The 21,876-nt window shown below is 50.0% G+C and carries 18 protein-coding genes; 11 read left to right on the top strand and 7 right to left on the bottom strand.

Translation table 11 applies throughout. The features are described 5' to 3' along the window. Positions 1-37: 37 nt before the first annotated feature. Positions 38-904: an acetyl-CoA carboxylase, carboxyltransferase subunit beta gene (gene accD / locus EA26_RS13630; protein WP_039428454.1), complete on the bottom strand. Its 867-nt coding sequence runs from the start codon at positions 902-904 to the stop codon at positions 38-40. Between the two features lie 107 nt (positions 905-1,011). Here accD and EA26_RS13625 point away from each other — a divergent pair, with 107 nt between their 5' ends. Further along, positions 1,012-1,917 carry a LysR family transcriptional regulator gene (locus EA26_RS13625; RefSeq protein WP_039428452.1) on the top strand — a complete coding sequence of 302 codons (906 nt, stop codon included), beginning with the start codon at positions 1,012-1,014 and terminating at the stop codon, positions 1,915-1,917. Positions 1,918-1,960: 43 nt separating this feature from the next. Here the strand turns inward: EA26_RS13625 and EA26_RS13620 are convergent, their stop codons facing one another. Further along, the gene (locus EA26_RS13620) at positions 1,961-4,018 is read right to left on the bottom strand and encodes a PAS domain-containing sensor histidine kinase (protein WP_039428449.1); all 2,058 of its coding nucleotides are present in this window, start codon (positions 4,016-4,018) and stop codon (positions 1,961-1,963) included. Positions 4,019-4,175: 157 nt separating this feature from the next. Here EA26_RS13620 and EA26_RS13615 point away from each other — a divergent pair, with 157 nt between their 5' ends. From EA26_RS13615 to ompW, 5 genes are all read left to right on the top strand, one after another. After that, positions 4,176-5,531 carry a sigma-54-dependent transcriptional regulator gene (locus EA26_RS13615; protein ID WP_039428446.1) on the top strand — a complete coding sequence of 452 codons (1,356 nt, stop codon included), beginning with the start codon at positions 4,176-4,178 and terminating at the stop codon, positions 5,529-5,531. 332 nt (positions 5,532-5,863) lie between these two features. Further along, complete coding sequence (locus tag EA26_RS13610) at positions 5,864-6,877, top strand: TAXI family TRAP transporter solute-binding subunit (protein ID WP_039428445.1); 1,014 nt, start codon at positions 5,864-5,866, stop codon at positions 6,875-6,877. 72 nt (positions 6,878-6,949) lie between these two features. Then, positions 6,950-9,070, top strand: coding sequence for a TRAP transporter permease (locus EA26_RS13605; RefSeq protein WP_039428443.1), 2,121 nt, complete (start codon positions 6,950-6,952; stop codon positions 9,068-9,070). Positions 9,071-9,083: 13 nt separating this feature from the next. Beyond that, entirely contained in the window at positions 9,084-10,295 is a 1,212-nt protein-coding gene (lhgD, locus tag EA26_RS13600; protein ID WP_039428441.1) for an L-2-hydroxyglutarate dehydrogenase, read from the top strand. A gap of 316 nt (positions 10,296-10,611) precedes the next feature. Next, entirely contained in the window at positions 10,612-11,256 is a 645-nt protein-coding gene (gene ompW, locus EA26_RS13595) for an outer membrane protein OmpW (protein ID WP_039428439.1), read from the top strand. A 135-nt stretch (positions 11,257-11,391) separates the two neighbouring features. Here the strand turns inward: ompW and EA26_RS13590 are convergent, their stop codons facing one another. Next, complete coding sequence (locus tag EA26_RS13590; protein ID WP_039428436.1) at positions 11,392-11,643, bottom strand: Rho-binding antiterminator; 252 nt, start codon at positions 11,641-11,643, stop codon at positions 11,392-11,394. 628 nt (positions 11,644-12,271) lie between these two features. On the opposite strand from EA26_RS13590, the gene EA26_RS13585 reads away from it, so the two are divergent. Continuing rightward, positions 12,272-14,095 carry a M4 family metallopeptidase gene (locus EA26_RS13585; protein WP_039428434.1) on the top strand — a complete coding sequence of 608 codons (1,824 nt, stop codon included), beginning with the start codon at positions 12,272-12,274 and terminating at the stop codon, positions 14,093-14,095. 169 nt (positions 14,096-14,264) lie between these two features. Continuing rightward, complete coding sequence (gene yghU, locus EA26_RS13580) at positions 14,265-15,122, top strand: glutathione-dependent disulfide-bond oxidoreductase (protein ID WP_039428432.1); 858 nt, start codon at positions 14,265-14,267, stop codon at positions 15,120-15,122. A gap of 106 nt (positions 15,123-15,228) precedes the next feature. Here the strand turns inward: yghU and EA26_RS22235 are convergent, their stop codons facing one another. The 3 genes from EA26_RS22235 to EA26_RS21890 are packed head-to-tail and all read right to left on the bottom strand — an operon-like array spanning position 15,229 to position 16,754. After that, on the bottom strand, positions 15,229-15,702 hold the full coding sequence (locus tag EA26_RS22235; protein WP_226973749.1) for a Na/Pi cotransporter family protein: 474 nt from the start codon (positions 15,700-15,702) through the stop codon (positions 15,229-15,231). Continuing rightward, positions 15,699-16,547, bottom strand: coding sequence for a Na/Pi cotransporter family protein (locus EA26_RS22230; protein WP_226978273.1), 849 nt, complete (start codon positions 16,545-16,547; stop codon positions 15,699-15,701). The genes EA26_RS22235 and EA26_RS22230 overlap by 4 nt, the downstream gene beginning before the upstream one ends. A 36-nt stretch (positions 16,548-16,583) precedes the next feature. Beyond that, positions 16,584-16,754 (bottom strand): hypothetical protein, encoded by a 171-nt coding sequence (locus EA26_RS21890; protein ID WP_160173460.1) that lies wholly within the window; start codon positions 16,752-16,754, stop codon positions 16,584-16,586. Positions 16,755-17,154: 400 nt separating this feature from the next. Here EA26_RS21890 and EA26_RS13570 point away from each other — a divergent pair, with 400 nt between their 5' ends. The 3 genes from EA26_RS13570 to tnaA all read left to right on the top strand — a co-directional run bounded on the left by EA26_RS13570 (position 17,155) and on the right by tnaA (position 20,167). After that, positions 17,155-18,246 (top strand): methyl-accepting chemotaxis protein, encoded by a 1,092-nt coding sequence (locus tag EA26_RS13570; RefSeq protein ID WP_039428430.1) that lies wholly within the window; start codon positions 17,155-17,157, stop codon positions 18,244-18,246. Between the two features lie 219 nt (positions 18,247-18,465). Continuing rightward, complete coding sequence (tnaC, locus tag EA26_RS22605; protein ID WP_081946377.1) at positions 18,466-18,537, top strand: tryptophanase leader peptide; 72 nt, start codon at positions 18,466-18,468, stop codon at positions 18,535-18,537. Between the two features lie 211 nt (positions 18,538-18,748). Beyond that, a complete protein-coding gene (gene tnaA, locus EA26_RS13565) occupies positions 18,749-20,167 on the top strand; it encodes a tryptophanase (RefSeq protein ID WP_039428427.1) in 1,419 nt (472 codons plus the stop codon). Positions 20,168-20,255: 88 nt separating this feature from the next. On the opposite strand, the gene EA26_RS13560 is transcribed toward tnaA, so the two are convergent. Continuing rightward, entirely contained in the window at positions 20,256-21,557 is a 1,302-nt protein-coding gene (locus tag EA26_RS13560) for an alpha/beta fold hydrolase (protein WP_039428426.1), read from the bottom strand. Between the last annotated feature and the right edge of the window lie 319 nt (positions 21,558-21,876).

Raw genomic sequence — 21,876 nt, 5'->3', positions numbered from 1 at the left:
AGCAGATAAGAGATTTGTCACTTTGCCTGGGCGGGATTTACTCGCTGGCAGCAATCTGTGTATTAGTCAGTTTTGCCATCAGTCTTGCAATGCGTTCACGCAGTTCACGCCGATCAACAATCATATCGAGCGCGCCGTGTTCTAAGAGAAACTCACTTTGCTGAAAGTCGTCCGGAAGTGTTTCACGAACCGTCTGCTCAATCACCCGACGTCCTGCAAAGCCAATGCGCGCTTTGGGTTCGGCAATATTGATGTCTCCGAGCATGGCGAGACTGGCCGACACACCGCCAAAGGTTTGGTCTGTCAGCACGGAAACGTAAGGCAGCCCAGCCTTAGAGAGATGGCGAAGGGCAGCACTGGTTTTGGCCATTTGCATCAAGGAAATCAGAGATTCTTGCATTCGTGCGCCGCCACAGGCGGAGAAGCAGACCAAACCGCAGTTCGCTGCGAGTGCTGTTTCAACAGCACTGACAAAACGTGCCCCCACCACTGATCCCATTGATCCTGCCATAAAAGAGAATTCGAACGCGCAGGCCACCACGGGCACGCCTAGCACGCGGCCTTGCATCACCACTAAGGCGTCCTTCTCTCCGCTTTGTGTTTGCGCCAGCGACAAGCGTTCTTGGTAAGATTTGATGTCTTTAAAATTCAAGACATCTTTGGGTTGCAGTTCGCTGGCAATTTCTACTCTGTGCGCGATATCGAGAAAACTTTCCAGACGTCCCCGCGCCGCCATTCGCATATGGTGATGACATTTTGGGCACACCTGCAAGTTGGCCTGCAAGGTTAAACGATAAAGAATTTCATCGCAGGAGTCGCACTTAGTCCATATTCCGTCGGGGATGGTCGCTTTACGTGTTGCGATAAGTTTTCTTTTGTCGAAGAGTCTTTCTAGCCAGCCCATGCTGCTCCTTACTCAGTGAATCACCAGTCAGAAAGATTGTACTAACCCTAAAATCGCAATAAAGTGGCAAAAATTGATTTAACAATCCAACTTTATGGGATTATTGAATGCTCAATCATATTGATCAGCTGTGGTTAAGAAGCTTTCATTGTGTCTATGAAAACCAAAGCTTTAAGCGCGCCGCTGAGTTCCTCAATTTGCCAACTTCCAATGTCAGCCGACACATTGCGTTACTGGAAGAAAAATTGGCAACGCGTTTATTCGACCGAACCACACGCCGCATTGCGGCAACCGATGCTGGAGAGCAACTTTATGCGCGAACCCACACTTTGTTAGCACGCTTGGATGAGGCTTTTGAAGAGGTGACGCAGCATAGCCACGAAGTGATGGGGCAGCTCAAGATCTTGATGCCCGATTCACCTGCATTAGCTCAGGCGGTGGTTGCTTTTTGTCGCCAGAACCCTTCGATTGGATTGTGCTGTGATACCAGCTTAAGCCCGAAAGAAGATCTCCTCGATGGGTTTGACGTGGTACTGAGTTTTCAGCGTGGGCCGCTTGCCGATAGTAACTGGATAGCGACGGAAATAAAGCGCTGGCCAAGTGTGGTGGTGGCCTCGCCTGAACGCTTGCAAGCGCATCCTCTGCCGTATCACATCACCGATTTGCAACATCTCCCTTGTATCAGCAGTTTAACGGCGCTTAACGGAACACCTTGGATTTTCAAAACTGCGCAAGGCGGATTGGTGACACAGAGAGTTCACTCCTCGTTTCGAGTCAACAGTGGCAATCTTGCCAAATCGGCGGCGTTAGCAGGGCTTGGTTTCGCCATCCTGCCAATCGATTTTTGCCAAGAGGAGATAAAGGCCGGCCATCTTGAAACGGTCGCATTGGAATACCAGCCTGATGATCTGGTGTTGTACGCTTTTTATGCATCGAGAAAACACGTAGCGAGAAAGATCCCCATGTTTATCGATCACCTGCGACGCCACGCGAACGAAGAGATGAGCGTTTAAAAAATGCGCTGATGATTTGCTCACTATGCCTTGGTAAGGGCATCTAGTCTGGCGAAGCCTCGAGTAAAAACGTCAGTGTAAAGGTTAATCCGGCACTGGCGTTTTTGTTGACCGAGATGCGCCCTTGCATGTCGCGCATGTTATTGGCGGTGATAGACAGGCCCAAGCCAAGCCCTTCACCGATTTTTTTGCTGGTCGCGAAAGGTTCAAATAGTTGGCTTAGTTGCTCCTCACTCACACCACAACCATTATCGCTGATAGCAAGGCTCAGTTCGTTTTGCGCTATTGAAGCGGAAATCATCAGTTGAGGTTGCGCGGTGGCTTTCATCGCATCGATGGCGTTGGAGATCAAATTCCCCAGCACCTGTCGCAAACGCTGCTCTTCGCCCAACACATTGGCCAGCGGATGGGGCAGACGCACTCGCACGTCGATGGGAGCCAGTTCCGCTTGGTAAATCCGCAGCGTTTCTTGCAGAGCCTCCGGCAATGACACCGGACAAAGTTGTTCCGGCTTTTGATAGGCAAAAGATTTAAGCTGGCTGGTCATTTTACCCATGCGATCAATCAGGCGATGAATCAACTGATTATTGGATTTCAGCATCGCTAACTCGCCTCGTTCCATCAGCACTTCGTTACTGGTGAGCAGCGTTTTTAAGCCCGTTAACGGCTGGTTAAGCTCATGGGTAATCGCGCTGGACATCTTACCCAGTGCGGCGAGCTTGCTGCTCTCAATCAGCTCTTGTTGCGCCGCTTTTAGCTCGGCGGTGCGCGCTTCGACTCGACTGGTCAGCTCTTCATTGGCTTTTTGCAGCGCCTGTTCGGCTTTTTTGCGTTTGCTGATGTCGAGCACAGTCACCAAATAGTGATGCTCGCCGTGCCAAGGAAAAGCGGTGAGGGAAAACAGCAAAGGAAACTGGCTGCCATCACTGCGCCGCCCCATGGTTTCGATGGCCGTGAGTTCGGCTAAATCTCGGTGTTTGGGCAGATTTTTTAACAACGGCAAAATCGTGGAAGCGGGATTGCCGATATCAAACAACTGCCACGCTGGCATCTTGGTGGCCATGCTGTCGGAGAGGCTGAAGTAGCGCTTGGCCATGGGATTGATGTCCTCAATCTGGCCTTGGGCGTTGAGCCGAAATAACCCAACATGGGTTTTGTTGATCATCTGGCTCATGCGCTGGCGAGATTCGTCCATCAGTTTTTGAATGCGTTGCTGGCTCAAGTTTTTTTGCTGACGCTGGTAGGCGATGACAGCAAACATCAGCAGCACCAGGTTGCCAATGGTTATCCCCCAACTGGCGGAAACGACCGCTTGGCGAACAGGCTTGTAACTGCTCAGATAGGTCAGTTGCCAGTGGAGATCGTCCAAGACGATGGTTTGTGCAAGATAGGTGTTGTCTTGGTTGTGCCAAAACAGCAGCGAAGTGCCGTCTTTGAGCTCTGAATGTTGGTGAACAATTTGCGGTTGGTGTTCGTTGAGCCAGTCGGCGGTCATGTCTGGATGGCTGGAGAGAAAATAGTCGCCGCGCTGGTTCTGAAACAAGATCGCGTCGTTGCTGGTTAACGCTTGTTCGGTGAGCAGGCGCAAATTGATCTGCACCACGGCGATGCCGACAATATCGAAATCGATGTTGATGGGCGCGGCGAGATAGAAAAACGGCGAGGAGCCACGAGTTTTACTCACCAGCGAAACGCCTTCACGCTGGGCGTGGATCTGCTCGACAATCGCATCAATGTCAGCCTCGCTCAGGCGCTCATCTTCCAAGCTGGAAATGAGCATGTCGCCGCTGGCCGAGAGCAAATACCAGCCTTTGGTATTGGCGGCTTTGTCGAGCAAGGTCAGCTCATTGCGCAGTGCAGAGTAAAGCGTGCTATCGCCAGCTAAAAACGTTTGGCTGTTGCGGTTGTTGGTGATCAGATACGGCAGATGATAAAAACGGTGTAACGTGCGGCGAACATCGCCAATATAGTCGAGAAAATGCTGCTGAGATTGTTCGATGCTTTGCGCGGTTTGCCACTGTCGGACCAACTCCTTTCCGGCCCATTGGCTGAGCAAAAACCACATCAAAATCACGAAAATAAGCAGCACTTTTGCTCTCATCGACTCACTTCCCTGAGCATCTCAACCGTGCAAGAGTGCGCTGCCTCATCCGTTTGTTAAAGCTTTGTTGTCAAGAAGTGAGATCCAGCTCCTTTTCCCTCGGGCACTTTTTGCCTAACGTAGCGAAACATCACACAGCATAAGCGGTAGCAGCGACATGGACTCAATTTCCCCCCCTTACATTGCTCTGGTTGAAGACGACGACATTGTGCGTCAAGCGACCGCACAATGGTTACAACTGGCGGGTTTTCACGTTGAGGCATTTAGCCAAGGTGAAGCGGCGTTGGCTGAAATTAAGCGCCGTGCTTTTGATGGCGTGGTGAGTGATGTGCGCTTACCCGGCATGGATGGCTTGTCCTTGATGGAGGCGATTCAGGCTGAGCAGGTGAGCTGTCCGGTTATCTTGATCACCGGACACGGTGATGTCGATATGGCGGTGAAAGCGCTGCAAAAAGGCGCCTACGATTTCATTGAAAAGCCGTTTAATCCAGAGCGTTTGTCGCAAACCTTGCGCACTGCCGTGAGTGATTATCAAAACCAAGCCAAAAGCACCCATCGTAGCCACTATCTGCAGCAGTTACGCGGCATTGAGCAACAACTGATTGGTAACAGTGCGGTGATGTGCCAACTGCGTGAACAGATCGCCAGAGTGGCTGACATGGACACCAATGTGATCATCTATGGGGAAACAGGTACAGGTAAAGAGCTGGTGGCGCGCAGCCTACATACCGAAAGTACCCGTCGGGCCAACCCATTTGTGGCGATCAACTGCGGCGCCATTCCGGAAAATCTGTTTGAGAGTGAGCTGTTTGGTCATGAAGCTGGCGCGTTTACTGGCGCGAATAAACGGCGGGTTGGCAAGTTGGAATACGCCGACCAAGGTACGCTGTTTATGGATGAGATAGAAAGCATGCCGATGTCGATGCAGGTTAAAGTGCTGCGCAGTTTGCAGGAAAATCAGGTGGAACGAGTGGGTGGTAACCGACCGATTGGTGTGGATTTGCGAGTGGTGGCCGCGGCGAAAGCGGATCTGTTTAATCATCCCGATTTTCGCCAGGATCTTTTCTATCGCCTTAACGTGGCGCAGTTGCATCTTCCGCCTTTGCGCGAGCGGGAAGAAGACGCACTGCTGCTGTTTGAACATTTTGCAGCTCAGGCCAATGCCAACAAGCGAGCGTTAAGTTCGGCGGAATCGCGCGCACTACTTAGCTATGGCTGGCCGGGTAATGTGCGTGAGCTGCGCAATGTGGCGATACGCTTTGCGCTGGATGAAAGCTTGTCGGTGATGGAAATTCTCTCCAACCGGGCGGGTTTTGCTCAAGAGAACCTGCCGAGCGGCGTACCGCTGGCGATACAGTTGCACAACTTTGAGCGCAAAGTGATTCATGAAGCGTTACTCCGTCATCAGGGGAGTATTGTCGAGGTGATGACAGAGCTGGATCTGCCGCGCCGTACCCTTAATCAAAAGATGCAGAAGCTGGGGCTCAACCGGGCCGATTACACCGATGGATAACCCTGCAACAGGGGTTTTTGTCGATGAGCAAGATCTTGCTCATCATCAAAATTAACAAATCTATTACTTTGGTCACATCTCAGCGTTGGGATGTGGCTGGAGTCACAGACGGATTTCCTATAATTACATGATTTTATTTGTTTTTATTTTGATGTGCTTATAGGCAAGATCTTGCTTACTGATTTCGTGCTTTATAAGCAAAAAATGGCTCACTTCGTATTGTCTATCTTGTATTTATATTTAACATCAATAAGTTAAGATCTGGCATCGCTTTTGCTCTAGCGGGTTGTTAGTAACAAAAAAGCAACAACCACCTTACACGGAGTGTAACGATGAAACTCAATAAACTGATGAAATCTCTTGCGCTGGCAACCCTGTCTCTTACTGCCGCCTCCAATCTGCATGCCGCCGAACAACGCAGTTATATCTTGGCCACCGCATCTACTGGCGGCACTTACTACCCTGTGGGGGTGGCGCTGGCGACGCTGAGCAAAGTAAAGCTGGAGCCAAAATATAAATTTTCCCTCTCGGCGATAAGCTCGGCGGGATCGGGCGAAAACATCAAGCTGTTAAATGAAAAAGAGGCGCAATTTGCGATTTTGCAAGGGCTTTACGGCGCTTGGGCTTCCAGTGGTGATGGCCCATATGCGCAAAGCGGCCCGCAGACTCAACTGCGCTCTGTCTCTATGCTGTGGCAAAACGTTGAGCACTTTATCGTCCGCACCGATCTTGCTCCCTCCGGTACGGTGGCGGATCTTAATCAGATGAAGGACAAGAAATTCTCCATCGGCACCAAAAACTCCGGTACAGAGAACTCGGGTCGGCAAATCATGGCTGGGCTGGGGGTCAATCCGGATGAGTTTAACCTCGCCTACATGGGCTATGGAGCCAGTGCCAGCGCGATGCAAAACGGCACCATTGACGGCATGAACACGCCAGCAGGCGTTCCTGTTGGTGCGGTGACTCAGGCGTTTGCGGCCATGGGCAATGACATCACGCTACTGTCGTTTACCGATGAACAGATCAAACAAGCCAACGGTAAGTATCAACTGTGGACCAAGTACGTCATCCCGGCTAACACCTATCCCGGTGTGAATAAAGCCATTACTACCATCGCGCAGCCGAACTTTCTTGCGGTGCGTGAAGATGTCTCTGAAGAAGATGTCTATCAACTGACCAAAGCGATTTACGAAAACCTGCCATTCCTGCAAGGCATTCATAAAGCAACCAAAGACATGGAGCTGCAAAAAGCCATCGATGGTTTGCCTTTGCCACTGCACCCAGGGGCGGCGCGCTATTACAAAGAAGTTGGTATCTCAGTCCCGCAAGGATTGATGGCGAACTGATGTTTGCGGGCATGTCTGAGCGCTGGTTCAGCGTGCCCTGACTTTGTGATTTCAGCCCCTTGGAGCGAACGAATGAGTGATTCTTTACAACAACAGTTGCAGCAGTTTGAGTTACCCACTCGGACTGATTTTCCTTGGGTGACGGCAGCGATTACCGGTATCGGCGTGGTGTTATCGCTGCTGCACATCTGGTTTAACACCTTATCAACCCTGTCTGAACTGTGGATCTCGGCGACCCACTTTGCTGGCTTCGCGCTGATTTGCCTGCTTTGGTATCCCGCGCACGCCTCGTTAAAACGCAGCAAACTGGCCTTAATGGTCGATGTGTTGATCGCGCTCGCTGCACTCGGCTGCCTTGTCTACCTTCCTTTTGCCGAAGATGCGCTCTATCAGCGTGGCGTGAAATTTGTCACTTCCGACTGGGTTGTTTCTATCGTGGCGATTTTGATCGCGATAGAAGTGATCCGCCGCACCATGGGCTGGTTTATTCCGGTGCTAATTGTGATTTGCTTAAGCTACGTCGTCTGGTGGGGCAAATGGGCGGGTGGCATTTTCCACTTTCCCGGCTTGAGTATGGAAACCTTGCTGTATCGCAGTTTCTTCTCATCCGAAGGGATGTTTGGTTCTATTTCGCGCATTAGCTGGACCTTCGTTTTCATGTTCATCTTGTTTGGCGCGTTTTTGGTCAAATCTGGCGTCGGTGATTACATCATCAACGTTTCGCGCGCGGCGGCAGGCAAAATTATTGGCGGCCCCGGTTTTATCGCCGTGCTCGGCTCGGGGCTGATGGGCTCTGTGTCGGGATCGAGCGTCGCCAATACCGTTTCAACCGGGGTTATCAGCATTCCGCTGATGCAAAAAGCCGGTTTTCCATCGCGCTTCGCCGCGGGTGTGGAAGCCGCCGCCTCAACCGGAGGGCAGTTGATGCCACCAGTCATGGGCGCTGGGGCGTTTATCATGGCCTCTTACACGCAAATTCCGTATGTCGATATTGTGGCGGTGTCGTTTGTTCCGGCGCTGATCTACTTTTTGTCTGTGGCGTTTTTTGTCCGCATTGAAGCCAAACGCAGCGGAGTGCAAAAAGTGACCACCAGTGATGAGTCGCTGTTTAAAGTGCTGCTGTCTGGCTGGCATAACTTGATACCGCTGGTGGTGTTAGTGACGCTGCTGGTGAAAGGGTTTACCCCTACTTATGCCGCAGGCATTTCGATCCTTTCGGTGATCGTCGCTTCTTGGTTTTCCAAAGATCACAAGATGGGGCCAAAAGAGATCATTGATGCGCTGTCGCAAGGGGCGAAAAACATGGCGACCACGGCGGTCTTGCTGGTCGGCATTGGTCTGGTGATCAATGTGATTACGACCACCGGCATTGGCAATACCTTTTCGCTGATGATTAACGGCTGGTCGCAGGGCGATCTGCTGATCATGCTGGTGCTGATCGCTTTGGCATCCTTGGTGCTGGGCATGGGGCTGCCGGTGACCGCTGCGTACATCGTCTTAGGTACACTGTCCGCGCCCGCGTTGTATCAACTGATCGCAGAAAATCAATTGCTCGAGCTGATGGTCAACGGACAGATGCCAGAGCAAGCCAAGGCGATATTTATGTTGGCCGCGCCAGACAAATTTGCACTGCTTAGCGCACCGATGTCACTGCAAACGGCGACGGAGATGTTGGCTCTGGTTCCGGTTGATTTCAAAGAGACCTTGCTTGAACAAAGTTTAGGTATGGAAGCGGTTGGCTTGGCGCTGTTGGCGGCGCATCTGATTATCTTCTGGCTCTCTCAAGACAGCAACGTCACCCCGCCTGTCTGTTTGACCGCTTTTGCGGCGGCCACCATCGCCAAAACGCCGCCCATGCGCACCGGATTAACCGCGTGGAAAATTGCCAAAGGCTTGTATTTAGTACCGCTGTTGATTGCGTACACTGGGCTGGTGAGCTGGGATGTAACTACGGTGCTGATGACGGGATTTTTCGCCATTTTTGGCACTTACGCTTTGATCGGCGCGATTGAAGGCTATTTGGAAAGCAAGATTAACATTCTGATCCGCATCGTATTATTAGCCGTTGGTGCACTGATGGTGTGGCACGATGTGCCGTTGTGGGGACGTGTGCTCTCGCTCGCGATTTTTAGCGGGATTTTTATTTACAGTAGCCGGGCATATAAAGCGCAGCCGCCTGTGGCGACCGCATAGAGGAGAGCAAAACGTGTATGACTACATCATCGTTGGCGGAGGCATTGTGGGTGTCTCCACCGCGTGGCAATTACAGCGCCAGTTTGCCGATAAATCGGTGCTGCTGTTAGAAAAAGAAGCGCAGTTTGCCAAACATCAGACTGGTCACAATAGCGGGGTGATCCACGCGGGCGTTTACTATGCGCCGGGCAGCTTGAAGGCGGATTTTTGCAAACGCGGCGTAGAAGCGACCAAGGCGTTTTGCGCTAAGCATCAGATCCCGGTGGAGAATTGCGGCAAGCTGTTGGTGGCGACAAGCGGGGCAGAAATGGAACGGATGGAGGCGCTTTATCAGCGCTGTCATACCAACGGCATTGAGGTTGAACGGCTTGATGCTGCGCAACTGAAACTGGCGGAACCCAATATCGTTGGCCTTGGCGCGATTTATGTGCCGTCGACCAGTATTGTCGACTACAAGCAGGTGACGGAAAAAATGGCGCAGGAGTTTATCGAATGCGGTGGTGAAGTACGTTTGCAAAGCGAAGTGGTGGCAATTGAAGAGCACGCAGAAGAAGTGCAGATCACGTGCGTTTCTGACGGACAAAGCGTGCAGATCAACGGGCGATTTCTGATCTCGTGTGGCGGGCTCATGGCGGATCGGCTCACTCAAATGATGGGCATTGCCACTGATTTTCAGATCATTCCTTATCGCGGCGAGTATTACCGCTTGCCAGCTCACCACAATCAGGTGGTGAAGCATTTGATCTACCCAATCCCCGATCCAGACTTGCCGTTTCTTGGTGTCCACCTGACTCGAATGATTGATGGCAGTGTGACGGTTGGCCCAAACGCCGTACAAGGCTGGAAGCGGGAAGGATATCAAAAGTTCAATTTCAGTTGGCGCGATAGCGCGCAGATGTTGGCGTTTCCCGGTTTTTGGAAAGTAACCACCAAACATTTGCGCACCGGAGTGAAAGAGTTTATCAACTCGTGGTGGAAGCCGGGCTATCTGCAATTGGTCAACAAATATTGCCCTCACATCACCTTGGCGGATCTGCAACCTTATCCCGCCGGTATTCGCGCCCAAGCGGTGCTCTCGGATGGCAGCTTAGTGCATGATTTTCTATTTGCGGAGAGCCCACGTAGCCTGCATGTGTGTAATGCTCCGTCCCCCGCCGCCACCTCGGCCATTCCGATTGGCGAATACATCGGTAAAAAAGTGATCGAGAAAATGAAGGCGCAGTGACGCCTTCCTGCTTTCCTTTAAGGACAATCCGCTTAAACCCTTACCTTTGGCAACTTCGCACTAAACTGAGCTTGCCTCATTTGCTCGTTTCTTGACTGAATGCAATCTAAGTGTGACACACGCAATTTGCATTACATGATTGTGGTTTATTTGCAATAAATGTTGTTCGGTGAAGCATTTTTGTAATCAAAGCGTCACTAATTTTTACAAATTGATTTCCATCAAAATGGTAGGGTTATTATGTGCTACTATGCGCGCAACAAAAAATTATTACAAATTAGAAAGATAATTTAGCCCTACATAAAAGGAATAAACAATGAGAAAAACACTTTCTAGTCTTGCAGTGGTTGCAGCGCTTTTTTCCGCAAACGTTCTTGCGCATGCAGAAGGCGACTACATCTTACGCGTCGGTTTAGCCTCTGTGATGCCAAACGACAGCAGTGATAAGATTCTGGGATCCTCTAATGAGTTGGAAGTCGACTCAAACACCCAGCTTGGTTTAACGTTCGGTTATATGTACACCGACAACATCAGTTTCGAAGTGCTGGCGGCAACGCCATTTAGCCACAACATTTCGACTGAACTGGGCGGTTTGGACAACATTGCCAAAACCAAGCATTTGCCACCGAGCTTCATGGTGCAGTACTACTTTGGTACCAAAGAGAGCACGTGGCGCCCTTACGTTGGTGCGGGCTTGAACTACACCATGTTCTTTGATGAAGGATTTAACGATCGCGCTAAAGCGGTGGGCCTGTCGGATCTGAGCTTAGAAGATTCTTGGGGGTTGGTGGCCAACGTCGGTGTCGACTATGCGCTGAATGACACTTGGTTCCTCAACACCTCTTTGTGGTATGCCGATATCGATACCGAAGCGACGTATAAGCACAATGGTACGGCTTATAAAACCGATGTGACGATTGACCCTTGGGTTGTGATGTTCACTGGTGGTTATAAATTCTAATCGGCTTAAGTAGACACATCAGCAAAGAGCACAATTTCACTAACTATTTGGCGAAGTTTCGCCCGTCAGTTATCTAATTCGTTCCTTACATTAAGAGGGGCCCGGCAAGGCTCCTCTTCTTCCTTCTCTCTCACCTCACTCTTGGGTGAATTCAATTTGAGTAAAATGGGGATTTTCGCAAAGCGCGGTCATCGCGAGGATCTGTTTGGTGGGCACCAACACCGCATCGCCGCCAACTTCAATCTCCATACATTCCTGCTTCTGTTGGTTGTAACTGGTCGTGAGGGCCAATCCGGAAATGCTGTTGCCGTTGATTAAAGTTAACTCAACCGCAATGCCGTATAAGCAGGCGATTTCAATGTAGTCATATTGGCTGCAACTGATCATGGTGACTCCGTTTCACGTGGTTATCGTTTGCTAAGCACAGATTGCCATTCTAGCAGTGTTGACGAATCAAACAGGTACAAACAGATGTTAAATCGCGCTTATTTGTGCGGTGAGTGTCTCAGGATTGGCGATATTTTGCGCTTTACCACTGGCAAACGCGTTGATGTTCTCAAACGCACAGCGAAAGTATAGCTCGTAGCTGTTTTGCTCAACAGCTAAGGCGCCGCACCTGATCCTGATAATCGTCCAAAATTGCAATTTTCATGAACTCTCCTTGTGAATGAACCCTGCATATAACACAAATAAATCAAATTCTTAAGTGAGATTCTGAGAGAATGTTCGCAGTAATATTATTGATAACTCTGTGTCAAAACAAATAAGCACAAAAATATAATTAGCGAATAATTGACTGATTTCTATAGTTGTATTTTATAAAATCAATCAATACTGAACGTCTTAATGTTAATAATATGTATCATTTTGTATACATGTGGTTAAATTTATTTTTATAAAAAATTGGCTGAGTGAATTTTTGTTGACCATCTTTCTCGTGCCAGCGGTGTTCTGCTGGCCTTCAACCGCATAGATGAGGTTGGAGAAGGAAAAACTATATCAACAGGAATCAAGAATGAAACACAACCAACGTCAAATTCCTTGGCTGATTGCAGCCGGAGTCATCTGTTCTCTTCCAGTCACAGCCGCCGAGATGGTCCCCGTATCCGATAGCAATATCTTGGAGCAGGCGCTTTCGCTACAGGCACAAAGTGTGGCTCCAGTCGACAATGGCTTTCAGGCAGTCAAGAGTGTTCAGCTTCCTAACGGTCAGGTACGAGTCCGTTATCAGCAGACTTACCAAGGGATCCCTGTCTTTGACACTGCGGTGGTCGCAACAGAAACTCAGTCAGGTTTAAGCAATGTTTATGGCACCATGGCGCAAGGCATCGCAGGCGATGTGGCCTCGGTGAAACCAGCTATCGACCTCAAACAAGCTATCAACATCGCGCTACAGCGCCACCAGACGATCAGCTTCAACGGCCAGCCATTTAAGGTTGAAAACGAGAACGGTCAACTGATGGTGCGCCTTGATGAAAATAACAAAGCGCAAGTGGTTTACTTAGTCAGCTTCTTTGTTGCTGAAGAAGAGCCATCTCGTCCGTTTATGTTCATTGATGCCAACAGTGGCGAAGTGCTGCAAAGCTGGGATGGCCTTAACCATGCAACGGCGCACGGTACTGGCCCTGGCGGAAACAGCAAAACAGGCCGCTATGAGTACGGTACGAACTACCCGGGTTTTGTCATCGACAAAGTGGGCACCACCTGTACCATGGACAACAGTGTGGTCAAAACCGTTGACTTGAAGAACCGAACCTCGGGAAGTACCGCATACAGCTATAACTGTCCTGGTGAAAGCAACTATAACGACTACAAAGCGGTTAACGGCGCATACTCCCCACTCAATGATGCACACTATTTCGGTAAAGTGGTGTACGACATGTATCAAGATTGGATGAACACGGCTCCGCTGACGTTCAAACTGACCATGCGCGTTCACTACAGCAGTAACTATGAGAATGCGTTCTGGGATGGTTCTGCGATGACCTTCGGTGACGGGGCTTCAACCTTCTATCCATTGGTTGATATCAACGTCAGTGCCCACGAAGTGAGCCACGGCTTTACTGAGCAAAACTCAGGGCTGATTTACAGCGGCATGTCCGGCGGTATGAACGAAGCCTTCTCCGATATCGCTGGTGAAGCGGCTGAGTTTTACATGAAAGGCAGCGTTGACTGGTTAGTTGGGGCGGATATTTTCAAATCGAGCGGCGGTCTGCGCTACTTTGAACAGCCATCACGCGATGGACGCTCAATCGACCACGCCTCGCAATACTACAACGGTTTGGACGTACACCATTCCAGTGGTGTTTACAACCGCGCTTTCTATCTGTTAGCGAACAAATCCGGTTGGAACGTGCGCAAAGGCTTTGAAGTGTTTACCTTGGCAAACCAACTGTATTGGACCGCGAGCAGTACCTTTGATGCTGGTGCTTGTGGCGTAGCAAAAGCGGCTGGTGACATGGGATACAGCGTGAACGATGTGGTTGATGCGTTTAACCAAGTGGGTGTCAACGCCAGCTGTGGTACCAACAACTCACGTGTGTTGGTCAATGGCGTGCCAGTGAACAACCTCTCTGGCGCATCCGGTTCGCTTGAGTACTACACCTTTACCGTGGACAGTGCAGCGAGTGCGGTGGTTTCCATCTCTGGCGGCAGCGGCGATGCGGATCTCTATCTCAAGGCTGGCAGCAAACCCACCACCAGTTCTTGGGATTGTCGCCCTTATCGCAACGGCAACAGCGAGAGCTGTTCGGTCAATGCGCAACCTGGCACCACCTACCATGTGATGCTGCGTGGCTATTCGAGCTACAACGGCGTGACACTGAAACTGCAACACTAAGTGGTTTGTTTTACTGAAAATCAGATCGGGCAGGCACTCCTGCCCGGTTTTTCGTTTACATAACCAAATGTTCTAGATAAGACGACAATGTTTTGTCTTGAGTGCTTTTGTTTTTCCTCCCTTGCCCTGATATTGGTTAAGCCACCCTTCAACAACACAAGGAAACATCATGGCAGATACCTACATTCCACCCAAAGTTTGGACCATGAATGCGGACAACGGCGGTCAGTGGGCGAGCATCAACCGACCTGATTCCGGTGCGCGCTTTGAACAAGAGCTTCCGGTAGGGCAACATCCGTTGCAGCTCTATTCAATGGGCACGCCAAATGGGCAAAAAGTCACCATTTTGCTCGAAGAGTTACTAGCGCTCGGCGTTTCACAAGCGGAATATGACGCGCACCTGATCAAAATCGGCGATGGCGATCAGTTCTCTTCTGGTTTTGTGGCGGTCAACCCCAATTCGAAGATCCCCGCGCTGGTCGATCGCTCTGCTGAGCAGCCGATCAATGTGTTTGAGTCGGGCAACATCTTGCTCTATCTCGCAGAAAAATTTGGTCATTTCCTGCCGAGCGATCTCGCTGCGCGCACTGAAGTGATGAACTGGCTGTTTTGGCTACAGGGCTCGGCGCCGTATCTTGGTGGCGGATTTGGCCATTTCTACGCCTATGCGCCGGAAAAATTTGAGTACCCGATCAACCGTTTTACCATGGAAGCCAAACGCCAACTGGATGTGTTGGATAAACAGTTAGCCAAACATGCCTACATTGCGGGTGATGAGTACAGCATCGCCGATATCGCCATCTGGCCTTGGTATGGCAATTTGGTGCTCGGTACCGTGTACAACGCAGCGGAGTTTTTGGATGTGGCGAGCTATCAAAACGTGGTGCGCTGGGCAAAAGCGATCGAACAGCGTAGCGCCGTGCAACGCGGGCGTATTGTCAACCGCACTTGGGGCGAGGAGTGGGAGATGGTGGCCGAAAGACACAGCGCCGCAGACATCGACCAAGTACTTGCCAAACGCCGCTAATCCGGCGTAAGTGCCACTTGCAAGTCCCCACAGAAAAGGAATGCCACGGCATTCCTTTTGTTTGCTTGAGCGTGAGGGTTCATTGGGCTCGTCGGAAAATCAATAGCTAACTGGCGATCGATTGGCTCTCTTCTTCACTGGCACTGTTGCGCAGTTGCACCTTTGCCATCCGTTTGGCTAAGGTATACACGCGTTTGAGTGATTCCACCCACTCCATCTCATAGCGGAAAACTCGCAGGCGATTGCCATCTTGCAGCGCCAATCGTTGCGCCTGATGGGCCAACACTGCATCAATCAACGCATTGAGCTCACGCTTGGCGTTGATTACTGCTTGCGCTTCGGCGGCATCGCTGCGCCGCACCGAGTTAACCGCATCCAGTAACGTGTGGTTCACTTTTTCTTGGACTGTGTCTAAGGTCTTGCGCATCTCTGGGCTAATGCTGATCAATTTGATCTGCCGCGCACTTTGTTGATCAGAAAGTGGCTCTTTGCGCAGTTGGCCAAGATAGGAAAGAATCGCGCCGTGCAGTTGATCGACTTCCTCTTCAATCGCTTCAATTTCTTTGAGTTTGTCTCTCACCGCGAGCACCTCTTGGCGCTTTTTACAATCTGGCGCGAGCGGAGGCAACATGTTGAGCATGTTACAGACCCGTCGTCCGACTCGGCCAATCTCCAGTTTCGCCTGATCGAGCGCGATGTCAGGGGTGGGAAGAAACGCTGCGTCAATGTATTTGGTCTGCAATTGCGTTTTTGTCTCGCTAGGGCCGAAATTAAGATCGCCAGAAAGAAATTGTGCATGTGCGCCATTAACTGAATGAATGGCTGGTAGCTGCGCAGCGGCTCCATCGCCTCACTCATCAGATTCATGCCAAGGAAAATCAATCCTAAGCCAAACAACATGTTGCCGTAATGCTGGGTGGTCTCTTTTTTCGAGACAAAGAACATCGTAAAGCCAATCGCAACCATCGCGAGCGCCGCTTTGGTGACTTTAAAGGCGATGATTTGTGCGGTAACTGTGGTACCAATATTTACGCCCATAATCACGCCAATCGCTTGCGGCAGCGTCATTAGTCCCGCTGAAATAAAACCCACCAACAAGACCGTGGTCACCGACGACGATTGAATGATCGCAGTAATGCCCGTACCAGTTGCGACCGCCGCTAAACGGTTGGTGGTCAGTTTGGCAAGCCACTGCTTCATCTTGTTGCCCGCGACGCGTTTTAGCGCATCGGACATTTTCTCCATGCCATAGAGAAAAATCGCCAAACCGCCGAACAGTCCAATGCTCATCGGTAAGTAGTGGATCTCATTTGGCTGGGTACTCGCCGTTTCAGTGGTGGAAAAAACGGCAAAAGGCAACAAGGTGAGGAGAAAGGCGAGCTTGGACAGAAAAGGGCGAGTAGGCATAGGCAACATAGGCAGCATCACTTTTATTCTTGTTCGTTACTTAAAGATTAGCCGTTAATAATCAGAGCGTGACAGATTCGTTTCACTGAGCAGTTTGCGAGTGATTTCTAACTCTTTCATGGTGTTGTAAGTATTGAATGGTATGCATATCTGCTGGCTCTTGTCGACAACAAGCAGCTTAATGATGCATTGAAGTGGATGTTCTACATTGGCGATGTAAGCCATGTACTACACCACGACATCTTTGCCGATTTGGCTATCGGTAAGTGCTTACTGAACACCAATAACTATTGAGGTATTGTGACAATTTTCAGTAGCTTGATGTGAGTCTGGTTGATTATTTAATGCACTGGCACGTGCGTGTCGATTGACTAGTTTTACCAATAAACGTAAGTGCAGTCACAGAAAAAAAGCCGTGCTTCAGAGTTCGCCCATATTAAAACCGTGGCACTAGTGAGAAAATACATCTGCTTAGGTGAGGGAGGTTGATTGCTGCCACTCCCGCGCAATGTATGAGCCCTAACGGCGAGTGTGCTGTGCCCTGAAGTGATGAGAATAATAGTTAAAAAGAAACGCCATTTCGCCCTTTCGCTTAAAGGGTGAGAAGAGACCAGGAAAGCCAGTCATGTTTAATCAAAAACTCAAATCAGAAATACGCCAATTACAGAGTGAATTGGATGCTGCCAAACAACAACATGCCACCGAAATCGCCGAGTTTTCTGCCTTAATTGAGCAAAAAGAGCGAGAAATACAAGAACTGAAAGAATCGCGTTTTATTGAGTCGGCCCTTGTGCGAAGCCAACTACAAGGCGGCACTATGCTTGAAGCGATTCGCACCGGGCTTGCCTCTAGCGCCGAAGAGCTGATTCGTGAACGCGAGTCGCTGGTCGAACTGGACGAGATGTTCGAACAGACGCACGCTGCGCTGGCAAGATTGGAAAGTCGTGCAAAACGCATCAATGAGCAGGCCAACAGCAATATGCAAGGGGCGCAGGTGTTGGAAAATACCGCTTCCTCCATCGGCCAACTTATCCATACGATTCAAGAGATCTCTGCACAAACCAACTTGTTGGCGCTCAATGCTGCGATTGAAGCGGCGCGTGCTGGTGAAGCTGGGCGTGGTTTTGCCGTGGTGGCGGATGAAGTGCGCGCTTTGGCGGGCAAAGCGCACACGGCCAGCGAGCAAATCGAAGAGCTGGTCAACAAAGTGATTGTGCAAACCTCAGACATCAAGCAGTCGATCGGCAAAAACCAGACTTACTCGTTAGAAGTCGCCAGCTCGTCAGAACAAATCGGCGCTGTGGTCAGCGATGTGGTGGTTAAATCCCGCCAGATGCAGGAGGTGATCCGCGTGGCGACAACCCGAGCCTTCCTTGACACGGTGAAGCTAGACCATGCAGTGTGGAAAAATAATGTCTACGACAGCATTAACCGCCGCAAATTCGACACTGTGGTGAACAGTCACAGCGAATGCCGTTTGGGGCGCTGGTACTTTGAAGGACAAGGCGCCAAGCAATACAGCCACCTCGCCAGCTATGGCAGCTTGAAAACGCCACATCAGCGTGTACACGACGCTGGCCGCGCCGCGTTGGATGCGGGCGGCAAGCGCGATATGAACCGTTTAGTCAGCCAACTAGAATCAATGGAATCGTCCAGTGAACAAGTGGTTACTGTGATTGATCGCCTACTCAACGAAGTGATTCACGATAAACGCTAAAGGATAAAACTCGCCACGGCGTTGTGGGTCGTGGCGACATCCCTTTGAAAGCACTCTATTATTCTCATGTCCTTGCTTGCACATTGACTGATAATAGAGTGATAAATTCTAAAAACGAGGTAAATATCGCAAAATAAACTATAGTGAAATTCACTAATATTGATTATATTGATATTCGTATGACAAATTTGAAACAATCCGATTTCAAATGGTGGTGATATGGATATGCACAACTACTCAAGTTATTGGTTTACTAAAGATTACAAAATCGCTTTCTTCTTTCCTGCATAGTCTCTTCTATTGGTGGGTTTTCCACTATCTGTCTGATTTTAAATTAATAATAAACAGTTAATTAATCAGGATCCCACAATCTGCTTACTCATTCACATGCGAACGGTTATTTCCGTAGCGTGCGAAAAAGTACGCTTTAAATATATTTATCCTGAATATTCTGAGTCTCTATTCGGGCGGGATCTGATTACCTGCAAGAAAGGTAATAATAATGAACAATTTCAAACATCTTCCAGAACCATTTCGTATTCGTGTTATTGAGCCAGTAAAACGCACCACAGAAGAATATCGCCAACAGGCGATTATCAATGCCGGTATGAATCCGTTTTTACTCGACAGCGAAGATGTGTTTATCGATCTGTTGACCGACAGTGGTACTGGCGCAGTAACGCAAGACATGCAAGCGGCGATGCTGCGTGGTGATGAAGCGTACAGCGGTAGCCGCAGTTACTACGCCTTAAAAAATGCAGTACAAGATATTTTTGGCTATCAATACACCATCCCAACGCACCAAGGGCGTGGCGCTGAGCAAATTTATATTCCAGTGCTGATTAAAAAACGCGAACAGGAGAAAGGGTTAGATCGCAGTAAAATGGTGGCGCTATCAAACTATTTTTTCGACACCACGCAAGGGCATACGCAAATCAACTGCTGTGTGGCGAAAAACGTCTACACCGAAGAGGCGTTTGACACTTCGGTGACCGCCGATTTTAAGGGCAACTTTGATTTAGAAAAGCTCGAGCACGCCATCCTTGAAGCCGGGCCTGCCAATGTTCCCTATATTGTTAGCACCATCACTTGCAACTCTGCGGGCGGCCAGCCTGTGTCGATCGCCAACTTGAAAGCGGTGTATGAAATCGCGCAGCGCTACGATATTCCGGTGATTATGGACTCAGCGCGTTTTGCGGAAAACGCCTATTTTATTCAGCAGCGCGAGCCGGGTTATCAGGAAAAAAGCATTGCCGAAATCACCTTAGAAGCTTACCGCTACGCCGATGGGTTGGCGATGTCGGCGAAAAAAGACGCCATGGTACAGATGGGTGGTTTGCTCTGTTTTAAAGACGAGCGCATGCTGGATGTGTACAACGAATGTCGTACCTTGTGTGTGGTGCAAGAGGGTTTTCCAACCTATGGCGGTTTGGAAGGTGGCGCGATGGAACGTTTAGCGGTTGGCCTGTATGACGGCATGCGCCAAGAGTGGCTCGCCTATCGCATCAGCCAAGTGCAATATTTAGTCGATGGGTTAGAAGCGCTGGGTATCGTTTGCCAACAAGCAGGCGGTCATGCGGCGTTTGTTGATGCTGGAAAATTACTACCCCACATTCCGGCGGAGCAGTTCCCGGCGCATGCGCTGGCGTGTGAGCTCTACAAAGTGGCGGGGATTCGCTCGGTGGAAATTGGATCTTTGCTGCTCGGGCGTGACCCGGCAACAGGTAAGCAGCTTGCCTCCCCAGCGGAGCTGCTGCGTCTTACCATTCCCCGCGCAACCTACACGCAAACGCACATGGATTTTATTATCGAAGCGTTTGAAAAGGTTAAAGCCAACGCGGCGAACGTCAAAGGGCTGGAATTTACTTACGAGCCGCCCGTACTGCGACATTTCACTGCGCGCTTTAAAGAGGTGAAATAAAGCCTTAACGTTGAGAAAAGATAAGCAACAGCAACCGGGCACGATCGTCCGGTTGCTGTTTTTGTTAACTCACGGATGAGAGCGCCGCTTAGCGAGGCATGCTCTGATTGGCGGCTATCTGCTCGCCCATAGCGATTAAGCGATCTAGGATGCGCTCACCGTCGGCACGTAAGCCGTTGTGTTCATACTCGTTGGTGATCCACGCTTTGGCGTTGGGCATCAGCGCTAAAGTTTCTCGGCTGAAATCCATCTCCACAAACATATCCTCAGCGTACACCGCGCAGCTTACCGGTACGCTGTTACGCTTGAGCTGTTCGGCATCATACAAGTCGTCCCAATCGGCTTTTTGTGCGAGGATCTCGGCCGCTTGCTTAAGTGGTTTAAGATTGGTGTATTGATCAAACATCCAAGGGAAGACCATTTCCCCCGTGAAGTAAAATGCTTGACCCGGCTGATAGTCAAACACTTGCTGCGCTTGGCGCACGCGGTGCGCGCTCCAGTTTGACGCAAAACCCTGACAGTAAATCGACTCATGCAAAATGGCGTAGATTGGGTTGGTGTGAAACGACTGTTGTTCCTGCATCTGCTGCAAAAATTCATAGCGTAGCGCCGCTTTGCCGTCCAGGTTGATAAAGGCATTTTCCAGCAAATAGTAGGTCGTAAGGAAGGTGTCACTCATGCCAAAGTGAATACCTGTTTGTTGGAACTGCTCGACGGTAAAACGCTGGCCGTTGGGTAAATATTCATCATGTGCCAGCAGATGGTCGGCGATCTGCTGGCAGAGAGTTTGCGCTTGCGGAAATTGTTCGAAGAAGGCGCGGTTTTTGTCCATGGTGCGCTTAAACGTCGCCTGATAGACATCGTCGGGGTGGCGCGAAATTGATGGCACTCCACCAGTGATGTAGCTGCGCAGTAGACTGTCTGGGAACAGCGATAGGTACGTGAGGGAACAAAAACCACCGAAACTTTGCCCTAAAATGGCCCACTTTTCGATGCCTAACTCACGGCGAATAAACTCGGCATCGCGCACTATGTTATTGGCGCGAAAATGTTGCAGATACTCGGCCTGCTGCTGCGCGCTGAGCTCGGCTAACGTCTGATGGCTGATCACGCTGCTATTGCCTGTGCCACGTTGGTCCAAAAGCAGTACACGATACTGTTGCAATGCACGCTTGAGCCAGCCGCTGTTGCCTGTTGGTCTGCCCGCTGGAAAGCCCGGTCCACCTTGAAAGTAAACGAGCCAAGGCTTTTCCTCATCACCAGTGCGGCGCACGGCGCGGGCAAAAATCTCAATCTCGCCTTTGCTTTGGTCTGCATAATCCAACGGTACGTTAAAATAGTGCGGGGTGAACGTCAGTCCTTCGTGGTGAAACGTCAGTGCGTGATGCATTTTCTTTCCTTGTTTGGGGTGGGTAACCTTGCGCTTTCTCGAATGAAGGCCCGTTACCTCTGCAATATATAGGTAATGTGAATTTGACCGCTATTTTGCGCAAGTATCTTCGTATTTACCACTGTTTAAGGAGGTGGTATTGGATAAAAATGAAAGGGGTGTTGCTAACTCTTTTATAAATTGTAGCGCGTTACTTTATGATTTAACGCCAGACTTTGGCTGATTGTTGTATTTATGTAGTGAATATATGTGAAAACAAAAAGCGAATTCGCTATAAAACTAACCTGATATTTTAACCGGTGCTTTTTACGTGTGAATT

The sequence above is a fragment of the Vibrio navarrensis genome (assembly GCF_000764325.1).
GTDB lineage: Bacteria > Pseudomonadota > Gammaproteobacteria > Enterobacterales > Vibrionaceae > Vibrio > Vibrio navarrensis.
Note: the sequence above shows the minus strand (reverse complement) of the source record. Positions and strands in the feature narration are given on the sequence as shown.

Excerpts from the sequence above, each read along its gene's own strand:
- EA26_RS21890 (WP_160173460.1), bottom strand. The coding sequence starts at position 16,754 with ATGGCTTACATCGCCAATGTAGAACATCCACTTCAATGCATCATTAAG.
- EA26_RS13615 (WP_039428446.1), top strand. The coding sequence starts at position 4,176 with ATGGACTCAATTTCCCCCCCTTACATTGCTCTGGTTGAAGACGACGAC.
- EA26_RS13590 (WP_039428436.1), bottom strand. The coding sequence starts at position 11,643 with ATGATCAGTTGCAGCCAATATGACTACATTGAAATCGCCTGCTTATAC.
- EA26_RS13560 (WP_039428426.1), bottom strand. The coding sequence starts at position 21,557 with ATGCATCACGCACTGACGTTTCACCACGAAGGACTGACGTTCACCCCG.
- EA26_RS13620 (WP_039428449.1), bottom strand. The coding sequence starts at position 4,018 with ATGAGAGCAAAAGTGCTGCTTATTTTCGTGATTTTGATGTGGTTTTTG.
- yghU (WP_039428432.1), top strand. The coding sequence starts at position 14,265 with ATGGCAGATACCTACATTCCACCCAAAGTTTGGACCATGAATGCGGAC.
- tnaA (WP_039428427.1), top strand. The coding sequence starts at position 18,749 with ATGAACAATTTCAAACATCTTCCAGAACCATTTCGTATTCGTGTTATT.
- EA26_RS22230 (WP_226978273.1), bottom strand. The coding sequence starts at position 16,547 with ATGCTGCCTATGTTGCCTATGCCTACTCGCCCTTTTCTGTCCAAGCTC.
- EA26_RS13610 (WP_039428445.1), top strand. The coding sequence starts at position 5,864 with ATGAAACTCAATAAACTGATGAAATCTCTTGCGCTGGCAACCCTGTCT.
- EA26_RS13605 (WP_039428443.1), top strand. The coding sequence starts at position 6,950 with ATGAGTGATTCTTTACAACAACAGTTGCAGCAGTTTGAGTTACCCACT.
- ompW (WP_039428439.1), top strand. The coding sequence starts at position 10,612 with ATGAGAAAAACACTTTCTAGTCTTGCAGTGGTTGCAGCGCTTTTTTCC.
- accD (WP_039428454.1), bottom strand. The coding sequence starts at position 904 with ATGGGCTGGCTAGAAAGACTCTTCGACAAAAGAAAACTTATCGCAACA.
- EA26_RS13585 (WP_039428434.1), top strand. The coding sequence starts at position 12,272 with ATGAAACACAACCAACGTCAAATTCCTTGGCTGATTGCAGCCGGAGTC.
- EA26_RS13625 (WP_039428452.1), top strand. The coding sequence starts at position 1,012 with ATGCTCAATCATATTGATCAGCTGTGGTTAAGAAGCTTTCATTGTGTC.
- EA26_RS13570 (WP_039428430.1), top strand. The coding sequence starts at position 17,155 with ATGTTTAATCAAAAACTCAAATCAGAAATACGCCAATTACAGAGTGAA.